The following is a 21,297-nucleotide window of genomic DNA, read 5'->3' on the forward strand; positions in this document are numbered from 1 at the left end:
TTCACCATTTGCAGCCGCCGTCGCGGACCGTGTCGGCCAGCAGGAACGGGACCGCAAGCAATCCCAGGTGCGCATGCGCTTGCCGGCAAGGCGGCCGCGCGCTTTGCGCAATGCCCTTGGCCAGCGCGGACGGTTCGGCCGGCGCCTTGGGCGCCAGGTCCACCCGCGCCTGGCCGCGCGCGCGCGGCGCGCCCAGGGCCGCCGCATCTTCGGCGCGCCAGCGAAAATCATGCGCGGGCGCGGCGGCGGGCGGCGCGGACGCCGACGAGGGCGAAGGCCCGGCATCGCGCGGCGGTGACGCCCGTTGCCGCGGCGATGCGCCGGCCGGCGCGGCATGCGGCGCCGGCCTGGAGCCTGCCGGCGACAGCCCTTGCGGCGCCGCGCCGGCAGCGTCCGATCGCGCCGGCGCGGCCACCGCCGGCGGCGCGGGCATGGATGGCCGCGGGGCTGGCGGCGATGGCTCCGCGGGCCTCGCTTGCGGCGGCCCGTCGGCGTAGGCGGGACGCGCCGTGGGCGCGGTGGCGGGCGGGGGCAACAACGTCACGAAAAAATCGTCTCCGCGCCCGGGCGCGGGGCGCCGATCATCGGCGGCCCGCCACAACAGGCAGGCCACCAGCACGTGCAGGCAGCAGGCAAGCCCCGCCGCGCCCCACGCCATCGCGCGACCGCGGGGCGCGGCCGATGCCTCCCGCAAAGCGCCCGTCACAACAAAAACCATTACGCCGACTCTGGCCTCGAATCCCTCATCTTGCGGGCTTGCGGCCATTCAAAGCCGATGGCGACGTGAAGATTTGTGAAGATGTTTTGAGTGGATCGGGACTACCATGAACGCACGTCCGCGATGCAGGGGAAACCCCAAATTCCATCGCGCACGCAGAGGGATACAGTGGTAGCGAACCAGTGCAGCCATGGAGATCATCATTCCGTTTTCCTGGAGACTTCCCGACGTGTTCGTGCGCTCGCCAGACGGTGTCCTGCATCGCGTGGTGCGGCACGCCACGACCACGGAAACCATCGCCAAGCTCGAGAGCATTCCCAGCAATTACCACCTGGATTGCGAATGCATGCTCGACAACGGCGAGGCGCTGGCCTGGATCGGTGAAAATCGCTACCGCCAGCTCAATGGCGGCGCGATCTTCACCGCCGAATCCGGCGCCGCGCCGCCCATGGCCGAAGCCCGCAAGAATGCGAAGGCCCGCAACACCCTGCGGGACGTCCGCCCCGCCACCGCGCGCCAACCGCACGCGGCGCGGGAAAACGTCGTACCATCTGCTGTAGCAAGTCTAAAAACCGGCAACGATTGGAGCCTGATACGCGCCTGGCGTGAGCACCTCAATATCAGCACCACTGATATGGCTGCCCGGCTTGGCGTGGACCACTCCATCTACATCGAATTGGAAAGGCCCCGCCCGCGGCCCCGCCAGATCATCCTGGACCGCATTTCGGAAGCCCTGGGCGTATCGCCCGACCAGCTCGATGATTCATCGTTAGGAGGACATTTTCATTGACGCCTGGCAGCAAACGCCTCGGCCAATGAATGATGTTCGAACAACTTTGGCGCCGCGCAAGAACGGCCCGCGCATGGGGAGGTATCAAAAATGCTCGGAACCGCAAGACGATTGACCGATGTACTGGCCACGGCCCCGGACGGCACGCTGTATCGCATCGAGCGATTCGTGTCGGACCCTGACGCCTATTCCGCGCTGGGCACATCACGCTTCGACCCCAAGACCCACTGTGTCTGCCGCACCAGCTCGGGCGAGAAAGTCGCCTGGCTGGGCGGACAGGCCTATCAACTGCTCAAGACCGGCCTGTCGCTCACGGCGGTGGACCGACGACGCGCCTGACCGTCCTTCCCTCCGCCCGCGCGGCGGCTGACGGCGTCACCGGCCCGCCGGGCCCTGACGCCGTTTCGCGCCGCCGGTGAAGCGCGCCACGACGAACTCCACGAACGTGGTGAGCTTGGGCAGCGCCTGCCTGTCTTTCGGATAGAGCAGCGTCACCGGTCGCGCCGCCGGCCAATAGGACTGCAGGATCGGCACCAGCCGACCGGCGCGCACGTCCTCGGCCAGCAGCAGCTCGGGTTGCAGCACGATGCCGAATCCGGCCAGCGCCGCCTGCCTGAGCGCCTGCCCGTTGTTCGCGATGAAACGGCTGGTGGGCGGAAAGTCGGCATCCGCGCCTTCCGGCCCGCCCAGGCGCCAGCCGGTGCGGCGGCTCCAATAGGAAAAGTCCAGGCACTGATGGCGCGCCAGGTCGGCGGGCGCTTCGGGCGTGCCATGGCGCGCCAGGTAGGCCGGCGCGGCGCAGATGATCATCTGGTAGGTGCCGATCGGGCGCGCCACCAGGCCGGAATCACGCGGCTCGCCAATGCGCACCGCCAGGTCGTAGCGGGACGCGACCAGGTCCTCGACGGCGTCGCTCAACGCCAGCTCCACACTGACGTCGGGGTAGAGATTCAGGTAGTCGGCAATCGCCGGCGCCAGCGCGAACGAGCCGAACGACACCGTGGACGTGATCCGCAGATTGCCGCGCGGCGCGACTCGCAATGCCTCGGCGCCCTGCTCGGCCTCGCGGATGTCGGCCAGGATCGCCTTGCAGCGCGAGTAATACGCCTGCCCCGCCTCGGTCAGGCTCTGGCGCCGCGTGGTGCGGTTCATCAGGCGCAGTCCCAGCCGCGTCTCCAGACCCTTGATGTGCTTGGCCGCCATGGCCGCGGACATCTCGTGGCGCGCGGCCGCGGCGGTCAGGCTGCCAAGCTCGACCACCGCCACGAAGATCTCCATGCTGAGCAGACGATCCATTGAATTACGCACCCTGGGTATGAAGAGTTCCAACCATTCGTGGATTTTTCCACAGGAATGGAATCCGCAGAATGCTTGCATGCGCCGGCACCCCGTCCGCGCCCCCAAACCCGCATACCAGGAATCCCCATGAAAATCGCACTTATCGGCGCCAGCGGCACCATCGGCCGCGCCGTCGCCCAGGAACTCGGCCAACGCCACGAGATCATCGCCGTGGGCAAGACGCAAGGCCAATACCAGGTCGACATCACGCGCAGCGACAGCATCCGCGAGCTGTTCGAGCGCGTGGGCAAGGTCGACGCCATCGTTTCCACCGCCGGCACGCTGCACTTCGGCCCGCTGGCCGAGATGACCGCGGACCAGTTCAGGATCGGCCTGCATGACAAGCTGTTGGGCCAGGTCGACCTGGCGCTGATCGGCCAGCACTACCTGAACCAGGGCGGCTCCATCACGCTGACCAGCGGCATCGTCAGCGACGAACCCATCCGCTTCGGCGCCAACGCCTCGGCCGTCAATTCGGCCATCGACGGCTTTGTGCGCGGCGCGGCCGTGGAATTGCGCAACGCGCGCATCAACTCGGTCAGTCCGACCGTGCTGCGAGAATCGTGGGAGGGCTACGGCCCTTACTTCGCCGGCTTCGAAGCCGCGCCGGCGCAACGCGTGGCGCTGGCCTACAGCCGCAGCGTGGAAGGCGCGCAGACCGGCCGCACCTACCGCGTCTGGTAACGCCGTGCCGCCAGCGCAGGGATTCAAAGAGGGCCTGCGCCGGCAGATGGGTCCGGGCGGTGGTCAGTTCCATGCGGCGAAGCCGCCCGCGCGCCCACAATGACAAAGGCCTGGCGAGTGACCGCCAGGCCTTTTCCAGTGCTTTTCGCAATGCTGTTTGCGCTGTGCTTTCCCAGCGCTGCATCAACCGCTGGTCTCAGCGCTGCATCAACCCTTGGTCCCGCCACTGGTCTCAAACTCACTGCCTGGTGCAATGAAGAGCGTGCAGTGGCGCTGCGTGAAATGAGGTGGCGCGCCCGGCAGGATTCGAACCTACGACCCCCTGGTTCGTAGCCAGGTACTCTATCCAGCTGAGCTACGGGCGCGCTAAAGAGGCGTGTTTATAACATGAAGCGGCTGAGCTCGGCAAATCGGCCCGCCCGTGCCGGGTTCTGAGGCAACACGTGAGCGGCATTCGGGAGCGGCGTCCCTCGGACCCGGGGACCGATGCGCCGGACAGCATGGACCCAGTCCGGCACGCTCCCACACGCCTTGCGCCAGATCAATTCCCGCACGAACCAACGGCGCTACGCTGAAGCCATCAATGCGCGGCAGCGAATCCGCGGCACCGCGGAAGAAACCGGGCGAGCCCGAACTTGTCGCGCGCCCTCCGGCAGCCTGGATGGAGGCATCAGCATGGCCAAGAAATTTCCGTTGCATCCCAAGCACCCCGAACGCATCTGCTGGGGCTGTGACCGCTATTGCCCGACCGACGCGCTGGCCTGTGGCAACGGTTCCGATCGCACCATGCATCCGGCGGAACTGCTGGGCGACGACTGGTACACGGTTGGCAACTGGGACCTGGAAGACAGCGAGGAAAAAACCGTCGCGGCCACCACCGCGGGCTGAACCCGCCGCGAGGTGTTTCAAGGCCTTCCCCGTCCGGCGGCTTCACTTCGCGCCGCCTCGTTTCCCCACACCCACACCTCGCCACACCACACAAGGCGTCGCCGGAAAAACAAAAAGGCCTTCGATTAAAAAATCAAAGGCCTTTCGTTTTTACTTTGGCGCGCCCGGCAGGATTCGAACCTACGACCCCCTGGTTCGTAGCCAGGTACTCTATCCAGCTGAGCTACGGGCGCTCCGGCAAAGAGGCAAAATTATATCAGAATAATTTCACGCTCGCACTGCAGGTTTTTTGCACTGCTTTTTTTGCATTGCTTTTTACTGCTGTCCTGCATTTTCAATGGCGCGCCCGGCAGGATTCGAACCTACGACCCCCTGGTTCGTAGCCAGGTACTCTATCCAGCTGAGCTACGGGCGCTTGAAAAAGCAAGCCTTGAATCATAGCGTTGTTTCGCAAACCGCGCAAGTTGCGTGCCGCGATCGCCTGCACGGCATGCCGCCCGCGAGCGTGCTCATACCAAACATGGCCTTGCCGGTGGCAAGGGGCGTGACATCCCCCGCGCTGTTTGACAACACCTCTCATTATCATTGACTGGCGGTCAGTCATTATCTATAGTCTGTCTCGGACCGCGCGTCGACATCGGCGCGCCGCTTGCCCCGCTACCGCCATGATCGCTCCCTTCCCCCACTCCGCTTCGTCGCCCGTGCCGTGCCCCGTGCCACCGCCCGGGCTGGGTCCCTTGCGCCCCGGCCCGTTGCCGATCGGCATGCTCACCGTGGTGCTGGGGCCGGCGGCGTCCGGCAAGACGGGCTTGCTGGGCCGGCTGGCGCGCGACATGGCCGACGGCGAGAGCGGCGCGCGCATCATCCTGGCAGCGGCGCCACCCGTGACAGTACCTTCGCTGCGCGTGTTCGAGGCCTTGCTTTTGGCGCACAAGCAAGGCGGGCGCTGGGCGCTCGGAACCGAAGAGATCCAGGCGGTCGACGCCTGCTTGCGGCAAGCCGACCTGGCGCACGCCGCCGGCCTGCTGGTGGAACGGCTGGATGCGGCAGCCCGCCAGCGCCTGCTACTGGCGCTGGCCCTGGTCCGCAAGCCGGACGTGATCTTGATGGACGAACCCGAAGGCCCGCCGGCCGCCTCGTGCCAGGCGCGCATCGCCGCCTTGCTCAAGCATGCGGCAAGCGAGCTGGGCATCCGCGCCGTCATCGCCATGACCGATGCCGCCGCCGCGCTGCAGGTGGCCGACCGCGTGCTCGTGCTGGACCACGGCCGCCTGGTCGCCAAGGGCACGCCCGCGCAATTGCGCCAGCAGGTCCAGGCTGGCGACCTGGACGCCACGCTGTTGTCGTCCGCATGAACCCCGCTTCACGCGGCGCCGACGGCTACTCGGAATCAGTCCGCGCGCCCAGCATGCGCAGATAGGCATCGGCGATGCCGCGAGCGAAATCGGTGGCATCGGATTGGCGCGACAGGATCGCATCGTCGGTCGCGCAATGCACGCCGGCATAGATCAGCAACGCCATCATGCGCGGATTGTCGAGACGCCAGGCGCCGGCCTGCGCGCCCGCCCGCAGGATTCCCTGCAGCTGCGTGACCACCTGGTTTTCCGTATGACCCTCGCGCGCATGATGGTGCGGATGCGTGAAGACGATATCGTGCACGCGATAGGTGCGCAGGTACATCGACACATTGGCATGGATCCAGGCGCGCAGCCGCCCCTCCCAGTCGTCCTCGGCGCAGGCGGCGACCGCGCGCTCGAGCCGCTCGACGAACTTCCGCACATACCGTTCACCCAGCGCCACCAGCATTTCCTGCTTGGACGGGAAGTACACGTAGAACGTGCCCTTGGCCACGCCAGCCGCCTCGGTGATCTCGCTGATGGTGGTGGCCTCGACACCCTTTTCCAGGAACAGCGCCTGCGCGGCGCCCATCAATTCGTCCAGGCGCACTTCCGCGGGCTTGGTGCGGGACGGCGCCGTTCTGTGCGCGGAGTCGTCTGCGGTGTGATCGGTCATTGCTTTCACTCGGATTTCATCCATGGCGCCAGTCTAAGGGAATTTTGCGCCAGCCTCCCCAGCGTACAGCTTTCTGACAGCGGACGGTCACATCGATAGAACCTGCGGTCTCTAGCCTACCGGCCTGCAAACCCATTTCAAGCCGGCTGTCATCCGGCGACCCGTGGCGCAATGACAGGGCGCCGCCCACACCGCAAGGTCTACAACATGTCTGAAAAAGAAAAGCGCGCGGCCACGCCGGCCGTCGCGACACCGACCGCCGCCGATTCCCAGGATGCCAATGCCCCCGCCCGGGCCACCCGCCGCGGCTTCCTGACCGGCATCGCGGCGCTTGGCGCCAGCGCCGCCGCGATGGGCGCCCTGGCAGGCTGCTCCAGCGACGACGATGACGACGGCAACGACAACACGCCTCCCACCGCCCCCGCGCCGGTCGACGTGACGGCGCAATTGCGCAAGAACGTCAAGACGCTGGTGGTGATCTTCGCGGAGAATCGCAGCTTCAACAACCTTTTCGCCAACTTCCCCGGCGTGGAAAAACCGCTGTCGGCACTGACCGCCGCGGACTACACGCAGAACGATCGCGACGGTACGCCGCTGCCGGTGCTGCCGCCCGTGTGGGGCGGCATGGTGCCAACCTCGCAGCAGGCCAACCATGTTGCCTATCAGGTGGCCGAGAACGCGCCCTACATGAACAACCTGCCCAACGCGCCGTTCGACCTGCGCGGTCCGCAGGGCGAGCCGCTGCCGCAGGGCGTGGTCACGCGCGACCTGTGGCACGTGTTCTACCAGAACCAGATGCAGATCAACGGCGGCAAGAACGACCGCTTCGTGGCCTGGGCCGACTCGGGCGCCCTGGTCATGGGCCACTATGGCGACTCCGCGTACAACCTGCGCCTGTGGCAGCTGGCGCAGGAATTCGTGCTGTGCGACAACTTTTTCCAGGGCGCCTTCGGCGGCTCGTTCCTGAACCACCAGTACCTGATCGCCGGTCGTCCGCCGTTCTATCCGAACGCCGCCGCCTCGGTCGCCAGCACCCAGATCGCGCAATTGCAAAGCAGCGATCCGGCCGATCCGCGCCTGCAGCCCAAGCCCGCTTCGCCGGCCAGCGCCCTCACCGGCATCCCGCAATTCGGTGCCAGCGCGCTGACGCCGGACGGCTATGGCGTCAACACCATGGCCCCGCCCTACTGGCCGTCGTTCTCGCGCGACGCCGCGCATCCGGAACTGGCCGACGCCACCAGCCCACAGACCATGGTGCCGCAGGAACACCCCAACATCGGCGACCTGATGGACGCCAAGGGCCTGGACTGGGCCTGGTATGCGGGCGGCTGGCAGGCGGCGGTCGACTCGACCGCCAATTCCGGCTTTCCGTCGTCGCCCAATTTCCAGGCGCACCACCAGCCCTTCAATTACTTCAAGAGCACCGGCCCCGGCACCGCGGCCCGCGCCGCGCACCTGCGCGATGGCGGCCTGGGCGATCTGGCGTCGACCAACCGGTTCCTGGCCGATGCCGAAGCCGGCAAGCTGCCGCCGCTGACGTTCTACAAGCCGCAAGGCAACCTGAACATGCACGCCGGCTATGCCGACGTGGATTCGGGCGACCGGCACATCGCCCACATCGTCGACAGCCTGCGCAAGAGCGCCCAATGGGAGAACATGGTGGTGGTCATCACCGTGGACGAGAACGGCGGCTGGTGGGACCATGTCGCGCCGCCGGCGGGCGACCGCTGGGGCCCTGGCACCCGCGTTCCCGCGCTGGTGGTCTCGCCCTTCGCCCGCAAAGGCACCGTGGACCACACCATCTACGATACCGGCTCGATCCTGCGCCTGGCCGCGCGGCTGTTCGACCTGCCCACCCTCGATGGCCTGAAAGCCCGCGACGACGCCATGAAAGCGCGTGGCCAGCAGCCCATGGGCGACCTGACCAACGCGTTGGCCTTCAACGCCTGAACGTCGCGCGCCGATACGGCTTAGAATCTTCCTCGGAGGGGCGCAATCGCGTCGCCCCGCCAACGCGAGGATGCTCCGCCATGGAAGACTTCTGGTTCGCCAAAGCCAAGCGCCTGCAGGCCATCGCCTGCACCGGCCTGGCCTATTGCGACGACGACTACGAACGCGAGCGCTTGCAGGAGACCCTGGACATCGCCAACGGCATGCTGGCGCGCCTGGCCACGGCTCCAGTCGAGCGCATCGCCCAGTTGTCCCCCGACGCCCGCGCCTATCCCACGCCCAAGGTCGACGTGCGCGCCGCCGTCATCCGCGACGGCCGCATCCTGCTGGTGCAGGAACGCAACAACGGCCGCTGGACATTGCCGGGCGGCTTTGCCGAGATCGGCTATTCCGCCGCCGAAAACGCCGAAAAGGAAGTCATGGAGGAAGCCGGCCTGAAGGTGCGCGCCAGCGCCCTGTACGGCGTGCGGCACAAGGCCAAGGGGCCCTTCGCCCCCGACGTGCGCGACTTCTACAAGCTGTATTTCCTGTGCCAGCGGCTGGACGACGGCGCTCCCGCCCCGGGACCGGAAACCGCCGACGCCGCCTACTTCGCGCCGGACCGACTGCCGCACTTGTGCCGCGACCGGGTCGCCGCGCAGGATATCGAACGCGCCTTCGCCTTCATGGCGCGGCCCGACCGGGTGTTCCTGGACTAGCGAGTCCGGCAGGTCCCCCGGCGGCGTGCGAGAATTCGCTCTTCTTCCCTGGATCTTCCCGCCTTGAAACATCTGCTTGTCGGCCTGGACAGACGAGATGAGTTCGACGACATCATCGATGTGCGCACGCCACTCGAGTATGCCGACGACCACATCCCCGGCGCGCTGAACGCCCCGGTATTCAGCAACGAGGAGCGCGCCCGCGTCGGCACGCTGTACCGGCAATCGCCCTTCGAAGCCACGCGCCTGGGCGCCGCGCTGGCGGCGCGCAACATCGCCCGCCACCTCGACACCACCTTCGCCGACCGGACGCAAGGCTGGCGCCCGCTCATCTACTGCTGGCGCGGCGGCAAGCGCTCGGGCTCGATGACGGTGATGTTCAACATGATCGGCTGGCGCGCGCGCCAGCTCGATGGCGGCTACAAGACCTACCGCCGCGCCACGCTGGAAGCGCTGGACGCGCTGCCCGCCGGCCTGCGCTTCGTGGTGCTGACCGGCCCCACCGGCAGCGGCAAGACGCGCCTGCTCAACGCGCTGCAACAGGCTGGCGCGCAGACGCTGGACCTGGAGGCGCTGGCCGCGCACCGGGGCTCGCTGCTGGGCGCGCGGCCGGGCGTGCCGCAACCGACGCAAAAACGCTTCGACACGCTGCTGGCGGCGCGCCTGCGCGAGCTGGACGCCTCGGGGCCGGTATTCGTCGAAGCCGAAAGCCGCAAGATCGGCGCGGTGGCGCTGCCCGCCGCGCTGCTGGCCGCCATGCACCAGGGCGCCTGCGTCGCGGTCTCTGCCAGCCCCGAAGACCGCGCCGCCTTCCTGCGGCAGGACTATGCGCAACTGCTGGACGACCCCGCCGCGTTCAAGTCGCAGTTGCAACGCCTGGTCGGCCTGCACAGCCGCGACACCATCGGCGACTGGCTGCGCATGGTCGACGAAGGCCGCGACGCCGACCTGGCGCGCGAGCTGATCGACAAACACTACGACCCGGCCTATGCCCGCAGCAGCCACGCCCATTTCACGCGCCTGCCCCAGGCGCTGCAAGTGGTGTTCCGTCCCAACGACAGCGATCTCGTGGCGCAGGCGCGCGCGCTGCTGGCGGCGCTGGGCTGACGCATTTTCCTACCTGAAATCCGCTTCGGCGGAGTCAAGAATTTTCTTAAAGGCCGCATTTTTCCGCCGGGAAATGCGGCCTTTCCGCGCCCGTTTTCAATTCATTACTTCTCCTTCCAATCTATACAGCGCTTCTAAGAATCGTCTTATTTTTCTGCGCGCTTCCGAAACGCACCATGGACGCTACTGCCACGTCATCGCCTTTGTCCGATACGCACCAGTACGCTTCAGTGGCCGCCGTTTCGTCCGGGGCCCGGATCTGATCGATAAAAGTGTATGGGGTTGCCAAGGCCAAGGGCCAAGGAGCCCCTATGCACTGTCCCCTCAACCCCATCATGCTCGGGTTGCTTGCCCTCACGCTGCCCGCCCTTGCCGGCTCGGCCGACGCCGCCGAACGCGGCCAGGTGCTGGTCAACGACGCCGCCGGCGCGACGCAGCTGATGCTCGGCGACGGCGACACCGCCACCTATGCCGGCGCCGGCGCCGCCATCGATGTCTCGGTGGCCGGCAACACGGTGCGTGGCGCCGGCATCACCGTCACGGCCGGATCGGCCTCCGCCCGCAGCACCATCGGCGTGCGCGCCAGCGCCGGCGGCAAGGTGACGCTGTCGGACAGCGCCATCAAGACGCTGGGCGACGGCCAGGGCGCGCATGCCCTGGCCGCCAGCGGCGCCGGCAGCGTGGTCAGCGTGAGCGGCAGCGACGTCAGCACCCAGGGCACGTATTCTCACGGCGCCTACGCGCAGTCCGGCGGCCGCATCGAACTGGACGGCGGCACCATCACCACCACCAATAGCGGCAGCCGCGGCTTGAGCGCCGAGGGCGCCGGCTCGGTCATCGTCGCCCGCGACGTGGTCCTCTCCACCGCCGCGTACAACGCCGGCGGCGCCTATGCCGAAAACGGCGCCAGCATCACCTTGCATGGCGGCAAGATCACGACCACGGGCAATTACGGCGACGGCATCAGCGTGCGCGGCGCCAATGCCCTGGTGTCCGTGTATGGCACCGAGATCAACGTGGGCGCCGGCGTCGGTGCGCGGCTCGAGGGCGGCCGCTTCGTGATGGACGGCGGCAGCCTGACCGCCGGCGGCTCGGCGGTGATGCTCAGCTCGGGCACCGGCGCCGCATCCAGCGTCGACATCCGCAACGCCACCCTGACGTCCACCGGCGACTTTGGCTATGGCATCAACATCAACGCCAAGGACACCTCCGCGGCGGTCGAGAACGTTTCGATCTCGGCGCTGGGCTACTACGGCACCGGCGTCTGGCTGCCGTCCACCGGCACCTCGTTCACGGCCACCGGCTTTGATCTCACCTCGTCCCATGTGGGCGTGGACAACCGCGCGGGCCGGGTCACGCTGGTCGACGGCAACGTCACGACCCGCGATGCCAATGCCCACGGCCTGTATGTATCCCGCGAATACGGCAGCTCCGCCACCATCAAGGCCACCAAGGTCAACGTCAAGACCCGTGGCGACGGCGCAGTCGGGGTGCTGGCGCGCGCCAGCGGCGCCGCCATCGAACTGCTGGACGCCAGCGTGACCACCGAGGGCGCCAGCGCCTATGGTCTGTTCGCCAGCGGCTCCGGCGTCAGCCTGTCGGCGCGCAACACCCAGATCAGCACCAGCGGCGCCAACGCGACCGGCCTGTCCGTCAGCAACCGCGCGGCGGTCACGCTGGACAACACCGGCTTCACGCTGGCCGGCGCAGGCGCCCATGGCATCTGGAGCTACGTCACCGCCGCCGGTGTCAGCAACACCGTCACGCTGCGCAATGGCAGCCGCATCGACACCCAGGACGGCGTTGGCCTGCTCGCCTCGGGCGGCGGCCATACTTTCCTGGTCTCCGACTCGGATATCACCGCGCGCGCCGGCGGCGATGTCGGCAGCGGCGTGCTGCTGCACTCGCGCGCGGTGACCGTAACCAGCGGCGGGGTATCCACCGTCATCGAAAGCGAACAGATCACGCTCGACGCCACCAACGCCCGGCTCACCGGCGACGTGCTGGCCGACAGCGGCACGGTGGACGTGTCGCTGGCGAACGGCTCGACGCTGAACGGCGCCCTGGTGCAGCGCGGCACGGGCCGCATCAACGGCCTGACGCTGGATGGCACCAGCACCTGGATCGTGCGCGGCGATTCCAGCCTGGCCACGCTGTCCAACGCCGGCACCGTCGCTTTCGCGGCCCCGGCGGGCGGCGCCGGCTTCAAGACCCTGACCGTCAACAATTACGTGGGCGGCGGCACACTGGTGCTCAACACACAATTGGGGGATGACGCCTCGCCCACCGACAAGCTGGTGATCGACGGCGGCACAACGTCCGGCAATACCGCGCTGCGCATCGTCAACGCCGGCGGCAGCGGCGGCCAGACCACCTATGGCATTCGTGTGGTCGAAACCATCAACGGCGGCACCACCACGGCGGATGCGTTCCACCTGGACAGTGGCTCCACCGGCTACCGCGCCAGCGCCCGTACCGTGTCGCTCAACGGCTATGACTACAGCCTGGTGCGCGGCGGCAACGGTGCCGTGGCGCCCGACTGGTACCTGACCTCCGACTACACGCCGCCAGTGACGCCGCCCGATCCGGTCGATCCGATCAACCCGACCGACCCCGGCGATCCGACCGGTCCGGTGACCCCGCCGGACCCCGTTCTGCCGGGCGGTCCCGGCTTCAAGAACGTCTCGCCCGAAAGTGGCGCCTATGCCGGCAACCGGCTCGCCGCCACCCGGCTCTTCACCCACAGCCTGCATGACCGCGTGCCGGCCTATGCCGACGGCGACGCCGACGCCCGCCATGGCCGCGGCCTGTGGGCGCGCGTGCAGGGCCGCCATGACAGCGGCCTGCGCATGTCCGAGGGGCGTGTCGACGTCGACACCGACAGCGCGATGGTGCAACTGGGCGGCGACCTGCTGAAGGCGCCACTGGGCCGGGAGGGCGCCCTCTATGCGGGCCTGATGGGCGGTTATGGCGACGCGCGCTCGCGTTCCGTATCGACCCTGATGCTGCCGGGCGCCACGCAATCGTCACATGCCCGCGCCCGCGGCAAGGTTTCCGGCTATGCCGGTGGCGTCTACGGCACCTTCTATGCCAACGACCTCACCCGCCTGGGCGCCTACGCCGACACATGGATCCAGTACGGCCGCTACACCAACCAGGTCAGCAGCGAACTCGGGTCGGTGCGCTACCGCTCGAACGTCTGGAGCGCCTCGCTCGAAGGCGGCTATGCCCTCAAGCCCTTCGCCGCCGGGTCGGCGCTGGAAGCCCTGGTGATCGAACCGAACGCGCAACTGGTCTACAGCCGCTACCGCGCCCAGGACGCCACGCTGCAAGGCACGCGCATGCGCAGCGGCGACAACGGCAGCTGGCAGTCGCGCGTCGGCGTGCGGCTCTATCCGCTGGTCACGCCGCGCCCGGGCAAGAGCAGCGTTCGCCCGTTCCTGGAGACCAACTGGCTGCACCGCAGCGACGATCCGACCGTGCGCATGGGCAGCACCACGCTGCAGGCCCAACCCTCGCGCAACGCCCTGGAGCTGAAGGTGGGCGCGGAGGGCCGGGTGGGCAAGGCGGTGCAGGTGTCCGGCCACCTCTTTGGCCAGACGGGCAGCCACAGCCAGCACGGCTATGGCGGCATGTTGAATGTCAGCTATCGCTGGTGACCGCGTGCCGGGGCGGCCGACGTCAGAGTTCGGCCAGGGTCTGCCTGAGCGATACCGCCAGGGCGGTCAGCAACGCCCTCACCGCGTCGTTCAGGCCATCGGCCACCAACCGGTCCTCGGCGCTTTCGGCCTGCTGGTACAGATCCATCGCCTGCACCGCGGCGAATCCGCCGCGCATGCGATGCAGCACGGCGCGCAGGTCGCGCGCGTTGCCATCGGCCTCGGCCTGTTCCATGCGCGCCAGGTCCTGGGTCATGGTTTCCAGGAACACCTCGCGGTACTTGCCGACGATGGGCGGCGCGGCGCGCGGGCTCGCGGCCTCGGCCGCGCCGGCCGTCGTCCGGGGCGCCGCCGGCTCGCCGCGAACGGCGCGCAGCTGGCTCCACAGCAGGCTCAGCTTGATCGGCTTGACCAGCCAGTTGCTCATGCCCGCCGCCTTGCAGCGGGCCTCTTCGTCCTTGAGCGCATTGGCCGTGACGCCGATGATGGGCACGGTCACGCCCTGCGCGCGCAACGCGCCGGCCAGTTCGTAGCCGTTCATGCGAGGCATGTTGACGTCGGTCAGCACCACGTCGAACGGCTCGATGTTCCATTGCGCCAGCGCCTCGGCGCCATCCGGCGCCACCGTCACCTGGCAACCCAGTTGCTCCAGCTGATCGCACATCGTCACCTGGTTGATCGGGTTGTCCTCGGCCACCAGGATACGCAGGTTCAATGGCGCGTAGTGAGGCGTCGCCGTGTCCTTGGCGGTATCGGTATCGCCGCGCGCCCATCGCTCGAGCGCGAAGCCGATGCTGGACAGGTAGTGGCGGTCGGCGCGGTACAGCGCGGTGCCGCGCACGTCGCGGCCGCCGGCCGAGACCACCGGCCCCCGCCATTCGGTCGGCGCCGCCGCGTCGCCGACGATGTGCACGTCGACCAGCACGCCGTCGCTGTCCTCGTCGCGCGCGATGACCGCCGGCGCGACGCTGGCCTGCGCGCCCCAATAGGCCAGCCACTGGCAGATGTTCTCGCTCAGCTCCTTGCGCGCGCTGCGCACGTAGACGCGCAATCCGTCCAACCGCGGCGACGGCCCGGGCGGAGGCTCGGCCGTATCCAGGTCGATGGCGATCGAAAAACTGCTGCCCAATCCCAATTCACTGGTCACTTGGATCGTACTCCCCATCAATTCGGCCAGGCGCGCGCAGATCGACAGACCGATGCCCGCGCCTCGCACCAGGTGCGATCCGCTATCGATCTGGTAGAACGGCTCGAACAGGCAGACCTGGTTTTCGGCGCTGATGCCGACGCCACTGTCGACCACCTGGAAATGCAGGCGGGCGCGGCCGTCCGGCAGGACCTCGGCGCGCAGCCGCGCCACCACATGGCCGGAATCGGTGAACTTGATGGCGTTGTTGACCAGGTTGTTGAGTATCTGCCGGATACGGCCGCCGTCGCCCACCACCCACGCCGGCGTCGAGGTATCGATACAGCTGTAGATGACCAGCCCCTTCTGTTCGGCCATGCCGGCATAGGAGGCGACGCAATGCTGCACCAGCTCGCGCGGATCGAAGCCGTCCATCTCGAGCCCCAGCTGGCCGGACTCGATCTTGGTGATGTCGAGGATGTCGCTGATCAACTGCTGCAGGATCACCGACGAGTCCTGAATGCGGTCGACATGCCGGCGCTGCTCGTCGTCCAGGTGGGTCAGCGACAGCACTTCGAGCGTGCCGAGCACGCCATACAGGGGCGTGCGGATCTCGTGGCTCATGGTGGCCAGGAAGGTCGACTTGGCCTCGTTGGCGCGGTCGGCCTGTTGCTTGGCCTGCGCCAGCGTGTGTTCCATTTCGGCGCGCGCGCTGATGTCGGCGAAAGCACACAGCACCACGTCCTGCTTCTTGTAGCGCGTGGGCGCAAAGGCCACGAACAGCGGCCGCCCCTCGTGGGTGCGGAAGGTCTCGATGGTGCCCGGCCTGGAGGCGCCCAGGACCTGGCGCAGCAGCTTGTTGGCTTCCGGCGAATCCCGCGGCTGCTCGCCCACGGCGATGCCCAGCCACTGGATGGCCAGCGCGTTGCCGAACACCACGCGGCCGTCGAGCCGCGACAGCACGCACAGCGCCACCGGCGCGGTATCGAGCACGGTGCGGTTGAACTCCTCGCTCTCGACCATGTCGAGGTGGGCGATTTCAGCCGGCTGGATGACGCGCCGGTTGTACCAGAGCAGGTAGACCGCGCCCGCCGCCAGGCCCAGCCCGAGCATCAGCAGGACCGTGATCGGCAGCCACATGTTGGCGCGGAAGAAGCTGCCGTAGTTCAGCTTGTAATAGCCGGTCCAGCTGCCCGTCCGATCGGCGATGCGCAGCACCAGCCCGTCGCCGCCGAAATGGAAGCCGGGCTGCCCGACCGCGGGCGGCGCGCCCTCGCCGATGAGTACGCCGGTGCCCTTGTGCTGCAACCAGAACTGGTCGTACAGCGGCTCGCGCAGGATCTGCTCTGAAATGCTGACCCGGCCGCGGCTCAGCAGCGACACGGCATAGACGCTGCGCCGCGCCGTGAGGGTGCCGTCGCGGGTGTTCAGCGGCAGCGTCACCGGCAGCATGCCGATCAGCATGTCGGGCAGGTCGGCGTCCCGCAGCCAGGTGACCCGCGGGCCCTCGCCATGGGAACGGTCTTCCGGATCGGCGCCGCCGGCCGCCCGCCCCACCGCGTCCACCACCGACAGGAAGGTCTGCCGCGTCAATGGCTCGAAGCCGGACACCGTGGAGATGGCCGGCACGCTAAGGCTGAGCTGCTGGCTCGGCGAAATGATGAACAGCGGCGCCGCCGGATACACCGAGGCGGCCCAGCGGGTGGAATAGAAGTCGGACAGGTAGCCGCCGATGCCGGTGAAGACGCCGTCGACCACCGGGCAGGCATCGGGGCTCTGGCACAACAGCGAAAACGGCATCGCGGCGATGGCGTGCTGGCCGTCGAAGAACTCCCCGGCGGCCCGGTCGAAGCCTGGCGTTTCCCTGACGGGCGTGGCCGTCACCAGCCGCCGGCCATCGGGGTTCAAGCCCTGGGCGTGCAGGCTCTGCAACACGGTCTCGTGGGCGTGGATATAGCCGACCAGCACGGAGAAGTCGATGCGCAGCTTTTCCTCTTCCTGCTGCAGGATGCGCTGGGCGCCCCAATACAGCACCCCGCCGAGCACCAGCAGCAGGGGCAGCACGCCGAACAGCGCGATGTTCAACCGACGGGAAGCGCGTATGACTTTTATTAGCGGCGTATCCAGTTTCATAGGAGCATCGAGCGGGGACGAACGAGAGTCGAACGGGGAGCGAAAGAGCGTCAGGCCGGCTTCTGGCGGCCGCGGTCGGACTGCCCGGTGATTTCAGTGCCCACGGGCGCCGTGGCGGCGGCGCGCCGCCGGTTGGCCATGGACGGCGCCCGCCAGTTCGGCGGGCGTGGGCTCGTTGTCCAGCAATTCGTTGAACGCCGCCAGGTCGACGGCTGCCGAGATCAGGAAGCCCTGCACGCAATCGCAGCCGATCTGGCGCAGGAATTGCAGGTCTTCCATGGTCTCGACTCCCTCGGCGGTGACCTGCAACCCCAACTGCCGCCCGAGCTGCACCGATGACACCAGCGCGGCCGCCCGGACCTCGTCCTTGGTGGCCCCATGGACGAAAGCGCGGTCGATCTTCAGTTCGGTAAACGGCGTGGAGATGAGGCTGTACATCGAACTATAGCCCTTGCCAAAATCATCCTGCGACAAGCCGAATCCCTTCAGCCGCAAGCGGCTGGCGCCCATGTAGTAATTGCCGGGCGCCACCGTCATGTCGTCTTCCAGGAGTTCGAATGTTACGTCTTCGGCCGGAATGCCGCCATGGGTGACAAGGTGGTGCAGTTCGTCGGGCAGTTGCGGGCGATCCAGCAGGCTGACCGGCAGATTGATCGACACCGGGACGCGGAAGCCGCGCCGGCGCCAGATGCGATAGGCGGCCAGGCTGTCTTCCAGCATGCGCGTCAGCAGCTCGTAGTCCAGCCCGTACTCGCGCAGCGTGCGCAGGAACGAGCCCGGCAGCATCAGGCCCAGCCCGCGATGCCGCCAGCGCACCAGCGCCTCGGCGCCGACGATGGTGCCGGAGGACAGGGATTTCTTGGGCTGGAACCAGGCCTGGATGCTGCCATCGCGCAAGGCGGATTCGACGCTGGCCCGGTCCAACAGGCCTTCGGTGTCGCCGCGATGGGCCTGCGGCTCCTGGGCATCGTCGGGCGCGCGACGCCGCAGGCGGTCCGCCAGGCTGGCGATCTGCTCGCCGGTGACGGGTTTGACGAAGGTGCCGAGCATCGAGAAGCCGTTTTCCTTGGCCATCAGCCCGACGCTGTTGGCCATGCGCCGCGAACAAGCGGTGACGACGGCAAGGATGGGCCGCAAGTTCAGGCGCGCCAGTTCATGGATGAACTGCACGCCGTCCATGCCGGGCATGCTGATGTCCATGAGCACCAGGTGGTAGCCTTCGGCGCTGATGCGGTCGAGCGCGGCGCCGGCGCTTTCGACGGTATCCACATGCCCGAAGCCGGCCTGTTGCAGCATGTCCTTGAGATGCAGGCATTGCAACGCGTGGTCGTCCAGGACAAGCACTTTGTAATCGGAGAGCTGTTTCACTTCATATCCTTTGCGATGCCGTGCAGGGTCTGGGCCAGGACCATGAAAGGCAGGGGCTTGCACAACACCTGGGTCATGCCCGCGGCCACCCCGCGCTGCGCGATCTCGGCGGCCGAACTGGAAGTCAGGCCGATGAGGGGGCCGTCGTAGCCGCCCTCGCGCAGCGCCCGCGCCAGTTCGTAGCCGTTGACCACGGGCATGTTCAGGTCGGTCAGGACCAGGTCGAACCGTTCGCCGCGCCAGCGTTGCAGGGCCTCTTCGCCATTGCCGGCCAGCGTCACGGCGCATCCGAGATGCTCGAGTTGCTCGCGCAGGATCAATTGGTTGATGACGTTGTCCTCGACGACCAGGATGCGCAGGTCGAGCGGCCCCTGTTTGGCGCCGTCGGCCCCCAGCGCGCCGGGTTCGACGCCGTCCTGCGCCATCTGTACGGCGCGGCAGATGCTGACCGGGTTGAATGCGCTGGCCACGCCGGCGCCGCCGGTGGCGGCCATGAAGGCGCCCTGGCCGGCGCCGGGCGCCAGCACCCGCACCCGCTGGTGTTTCCAGCGCGGTTCGGGCACCGCCGGCGGCCAGGTCTGCACCAGCACCGCGCCATCGGGTTCGACGCCGTCCGCCTGCCTGCGATAGGGCAAGGCGTTGGCGCCGCAGGCGGCCAGCCAGCCGCGCACGTTGTCGACCACCTCCGGCACCGCGCCGTCCACGTATACCGGTCGTGGCTGCAGGGTGAGAGGCGGCGCCGCCGCCTGTTCGTCGGTGTCCAGGGTCAGCGAGAACAGGATGCTGGTCCCCAGGCCTTCCTCGCTGACGACCGACAGCGAGCCGCCCATCAGGTCGGACAGGCGCCGGCAGATCGTCAGCCCCAGGCCGGTGCCGGCGACATCGCAATCCTGCGCCGCGGGCGCGCGGAAATAAGGCTCGAACAGCCGCGCGCGGTGGGTTTCACAAATGCCGGGGCCGGTATCGGCCACCTGGAAGCGCAGATGCGTGCGTCCCGGCCCCTCGGCGGTGGCGCTGGCGCGCAGCACGACCCGTCCGGCTTCGGTGAACTTGACGGCGTTGCTGACCAGGTTGTTGAGGATCTGCAGGATGCGGATCGAGTCGCCCAGCGCCGAGGCCGGCATGCCGACCTCGGTGATGGCGTAGACGTCCAGGCCCTTGGCGCGGGCGCGCGCCGCGTAATTGGCCACCACCTGCTCGACCAGGTCCGCCGGCGAGAAGGCGCTGATTTCGAGCTCTTCATGGCCGGCCTCGATGCGCGACAGGTCGAGCGTGCCGTTGATGGTGCGCAGCAGGGTCGACGAAGACTGCTGGATGGTGTTCAGGTACTGTTCCTGCTGTCCGGTCAGGCCGGTCAGGGCCAGCAGTTCCAGCGTGCCCAGGATGCCGTACAGCGGCGTGCGGATTTCGTGGCTGATGGTGGCAAAGAACATGGCCTTGGATTCGCTGGCGCGATCGGTGGCCAGCTTGGCCTGGCGCAAGGCATGCTCGACCTTCTTCTGCGCGGTGATGTCGCTGATGCCGCACAGCACGACGTCCTCGGATTGATAGGTGGTGGCGGCGAACGCCACGTAGGCGCTGCGGCCGTCCTTGAGGGTGTATTCGCCGCCGCCGGTTTCGATGCCGGCCCCCAGCAGGGCCTGGCGCCAGTGGTCCTGTTCGCCAAGCCATTGCCGCGCCGCCGCGTTCGACAGCAGCAGTTCGCCATCCTTGCGCCGCAGCAGGCACAACCCCACCGGCGCCACGTCGACGATCTTGCGGTTCAGCGCCACGCTGTCGACCAGGGCCTCGTACTGCCGCAGCGCGGGTTTCACCAACCGGTTGCGGATGTGGCGCACCGCCAGCAGCACGATGACGATCAGCAACGCCGCCACCGCGCCGGCGGTCCAGAACGCCACGGCGCCATCTTCGAGCAGGTCGCCGATGGGCACGTAGTACGCCAGCCGCCAGCCCGCCTCGCCGACCGACTTGACCAGCACCAGCGTCTGCGGCCACCAACTTTCGCCGCGCAGCCGAAACGAATCGCTCGACAGGTAGGCGGGCGTTTCCTCGACCCGCGGCGGCAGCGTGCCGCCATGCAGCGCCATGGCGCCGTTGCCGTCGTACAGGGCATAGCCGGCGCCGCCGCTGGCGCATTCGGTTTCGCCGACGACCGCGCCCAGGCCGCCGACCTCGAGTCCGATCCAGGTGCGTTCATCGCCGGTGACGTCGGCTGGGGTATAGAGGAATAGGCGGTTGGCCTCGTCCATGGGCGGGCGCAGCCAGACGATCGGATTGCGGCCGTCGGGTCCCGGTTGCGCGCTGCGCAGCCGCAACGCCTGCGCCAGCCAGCGCGCGGTGGCGTCGGACATGGGCGTGGCGCCGGCGTCGGAGCGCAGCGACAGGCGCGTGACCGTGGCATTGGCGGGCGAGGCATAGACGACGTGCGCGCGCAATTGCGCCACGTTGGCGCGGTCGCGCGGCGTCAGGATCAGCGCCCATTCATAGGTGCCACCGGCATCGACCAGCGGCGCCACGCTGATCTGGCCGGTGGCGCCGAAGGTCCGGGGAGTATCGGCGACCGACATGCGGTCGGTGTTGCGCACCGCCGAGGCGGCCACCGAACGCAACAGCGACTCGCGCTGGTCGAAATACAGCTGCGCGTTGTAGGCGCCGGCGTTCATGCGGCGGCGGTATTTGGAGACTTCGCCGGTGAACGCGCCATAGGCGTACAGCGCCGTTCCCACCAGGATGCAAGCCGCGAGCGCCACGGCAAACATGTGCAGAAGAAGCATAGGCAGGCCTGGGGCCGCCGCCGTCAATGCTTCCCGGGAACGGGGATTCAA

The 21,297-nt window shown here is 68.0% G+C and carries 15 protein-coding genes and 3 tRNA genes; 9 read left to right on the forward strand and 9 right to left on the reverse strand.

What is annotated here, in order from left to right:
* Position 1 precedes the first annotated feature (1 nt).
* Entirely contained in the window at positions 2–433 is a 432-nt protein-coding gene (locus AT699_RS21710; protein ID WP_024069839.1) for a hypothetical protein, read from the reverse strand.
* A gap of 475 nt (positions 434–908) precedes the next feature.
* Between AT699_RS21710 and AT699_RS21715 the strand changes: the two genes are divergently transcribed.
* Both AT699_RS21715 and AT699_RS21720 read left to right on the forward strand, forming a co-directional pair.
* Positions 909–1,508, forward strand: a complete 600-nt coding sequence (locus AT699_RS21715) for a helix-turn-helix domain-containing protein (RefSeq protein ID WP_006387701.1) — start codon at positions 909–911, stop codon at positions 1,506–1,508.
* A gap of 90 nt (positions 1,509–1,598) precedes the next feature.
* Entirely contained in the window at positions 1,599–1,847 is a 249-nt protein-coding gene (locus tag AT699_RS21720; protein WP_006387700.1) for a hypothetical protein, read from the forward strand.
* A gap of 36 nt (positions 1,848–1,883) precedes the next feature.
* Here the strand turns inward: AT699_RS21720 and AT699_RS21725 are convergent, their stop codons facing one another.
* Positions 1,884–2,804: a LysR family transcriptional regulator gene (locus AT699_RS21725; protein WP_035183235.1), complete on the reverse strand. Its 921-nt coding sequence runs from the start codon at positions 2,802–2,804 to the stop codon at positions 1,884–1,886.
* A 129-nt stretch (positions 2,805–2,933) separates the two neighbouring features.
* Here AT699_RS21725 and AT699_RS21730 point away from each other — a divergent pair, with 129 nt between their 5' ends.
* Positions 2,934–3,530, forward strand: coding sequence for a short chain dehydrogenase (locus AT699_RS21730; protein WP_006387698.1), 597 nt, complete (start codon positions 2,934–2,936; stop codon positions 3,528–3,530).
* 288 nt (positions 3,531–3,818) lie between these two features.
* Here the strand turns inward: AT699_RS21730 and AT699_RS21735 are convergent.
* Positions 3,819–3,895 (reverse strand) — tRNA-Arg (locus AT699_RS21735).
* Positions 3,896–4,205: 310 nt separating this feature from the next.
* Here AT699_RS21735 and AT699_RS21740 point away from each other — a divergent pair.
* On the forward strand, positions 4,206–4,418 hold the full coding sequence (locus AT699_RS21740) for a DUF3079 domain-containing protein (RefSeq protein ID WP_006387697.1): 213 nt from the start codon (positions 4,206–4,208) through the stop codon (positions 4,416–4,418).
* 156 nt (positions 4,419–4,574) lie between these two features.
* Here AT699_RS21740 and AT699_RS21745 read toward each other — a convergent pair.
* A tRNA-Arg gene (locus tag AT699_RS21745) sits at positions 4,575–4,651 on the reverse strand.
* Between the two features lie 105 nt (positions 4,652–4,756).
* A tRNA-Arg gene (locus tag AT699_RS21750) sits at positions 4,757–4,833 on the reverse strand.
* Positions 4,834–5,083: 250 nt separating this feature from the next.
* Here AT699_RS21750 and AT699_RS21755 point away from each other — a divergent pair.
* Positions 5,084–5,773, forward strand: a complete 690-nt coding sequence (locus AT699_RS21755) for an ATP-binding cassette domain-containing protein (protein ID WP_049055003.1) — start codon at positions 5,084–5,086, stop codon at positions 5,771–5,773.
* A gap of 25 nt (positions 5,774–5,798) precedes the next feature.
* On the opposite strand, the gene AT699_RS21760 is transcribed toward AT699_RS21755, so the two are convergent.
* The gene (locus AT699_RS21760) at positions 5,799–6,431 is read right to left on the reverse strand and encodes a TetR/AcrR family transcriptional regulator (RefSeq protein WP_024069841.1); all 633 of its coding nucleotides are present in this window, start codon (positions 6,429–6,431) and stop codon (positions 5,799–5,801) included.
* A gap of 207 nt (positions 6,432–6,638) precedes the next feature.
* Between AT699_RS21760 and acpA the strand changes: the two genes are divergently transcribed.
* The 4 genes from acpA to AT699_RS21780 all read left to right on the forward strand — a co-directional run bounded on the left by acpA (position 6,639) and on the right by AT699_RS21780 (position 13,845).
* Positions 6,639–8,381, forward strand: coding sequence for an acid phosphatase (gene acpA / locus AT699_RS21765; protein WP_058207449.1), 1,743 nt, complete (start codon positions 6,639–6,641; stop codon positions 8,379–8,381).
* Between the two features lie 80 nt (positions 8,382–8,461).
* On the forward strand, positions 8,462–9,079 hold the full coding sequence (locus AT699_RS21770; RefSeq protein WP_024069843.1) for an NUDIX hydrolase: 618 nt from the start codon (positions 8,462–8,464) through the stop codon (positions 9,077–9,079).
* A gap of 63 nt (positions 9,080–9,142) precedes the next feature.
* Positions 9,143–10,186, forward strand: a complete 1,044-nt coding sequence (gene mnmH, locus AT699_RS21775) for a tRNA 2-selenouridine(34) synthase MnmH (RefSeq protein ID WP_024069844.1) — start codon at positions 9,143–9,145, stop codon at positions 10,184–10,186.
* 311 nt (positions 10,187–10,497) lie between these two features.
* The gene (locus tag AT699_RS21780) at positions 10,498–13,845 is read left to right on the forward strand and encodes an autotransporter family protein (RefSeq protein WP_024069845.1); all 3,348 of its coding nucleotides are present in this window, start codon (positions 10,498–10,500) and stop codon (positions 13,843–13,845) included.
* Positions 13,846–13,867: 22 nt separating this feature from the next.
* On the opposite strand, the gene AT699_RS21785 is transcribed toward AT699_RS21780, so the two are convergent.
* The 3 genes from AT699_RS21785 to AT699_RS21795 form a co-directional block, all read right to left on the reverse strand.
* A complete protein-coding gene (locus tag AT699_RS21785) occupies positions 13,868–17,104 on the reverse strand; it encodes a hybrid sensor histidine kinase/response regulator (RefSeq protein WP_049055008.1) in 3,237 nt (1,078 codons plus the stop codon).
* A 93-nt stretch (positions 17,105–17,197) separates the two neighbouring features.
* A complete protein-coding gene (locus AT699_RS21790) occupies positions 17,198–18,472 on the reverse strand; it encodes an EAL domain-containing response regulator (RefSeq protein WP_006387688.1) in 1,275 nt (424 codons plus the stop codon).
* Complete coding sequence (locus tag AT699_RS21795; RefSeq protein ID WP_049051293.1) at positions 18,469–21,246, reverse strand: ATP-binding protein; 2,778 nt, start codon at positions 21,244–21,246, stop codon at positions 18,469–18,471. Before AT699_RS21795 ends, AT699_RS21790 begins: the two co-directional genes overlap by 4 nt.
* Between the last annotated feature and the right edge of the window lie 51 nt (positions 21,247–21,297).

The sequence above is a fragment of the Achromobacter xylosoxidans genome, assembly GCF_001457475.1.
Classification (GTDB): Bacteria; Pseudomonadota; Gammaproteobacteria; order Burkholderiales; family Burkholderiaceae_B; genus Achromobacter; species Achromobacter xylosoxidans.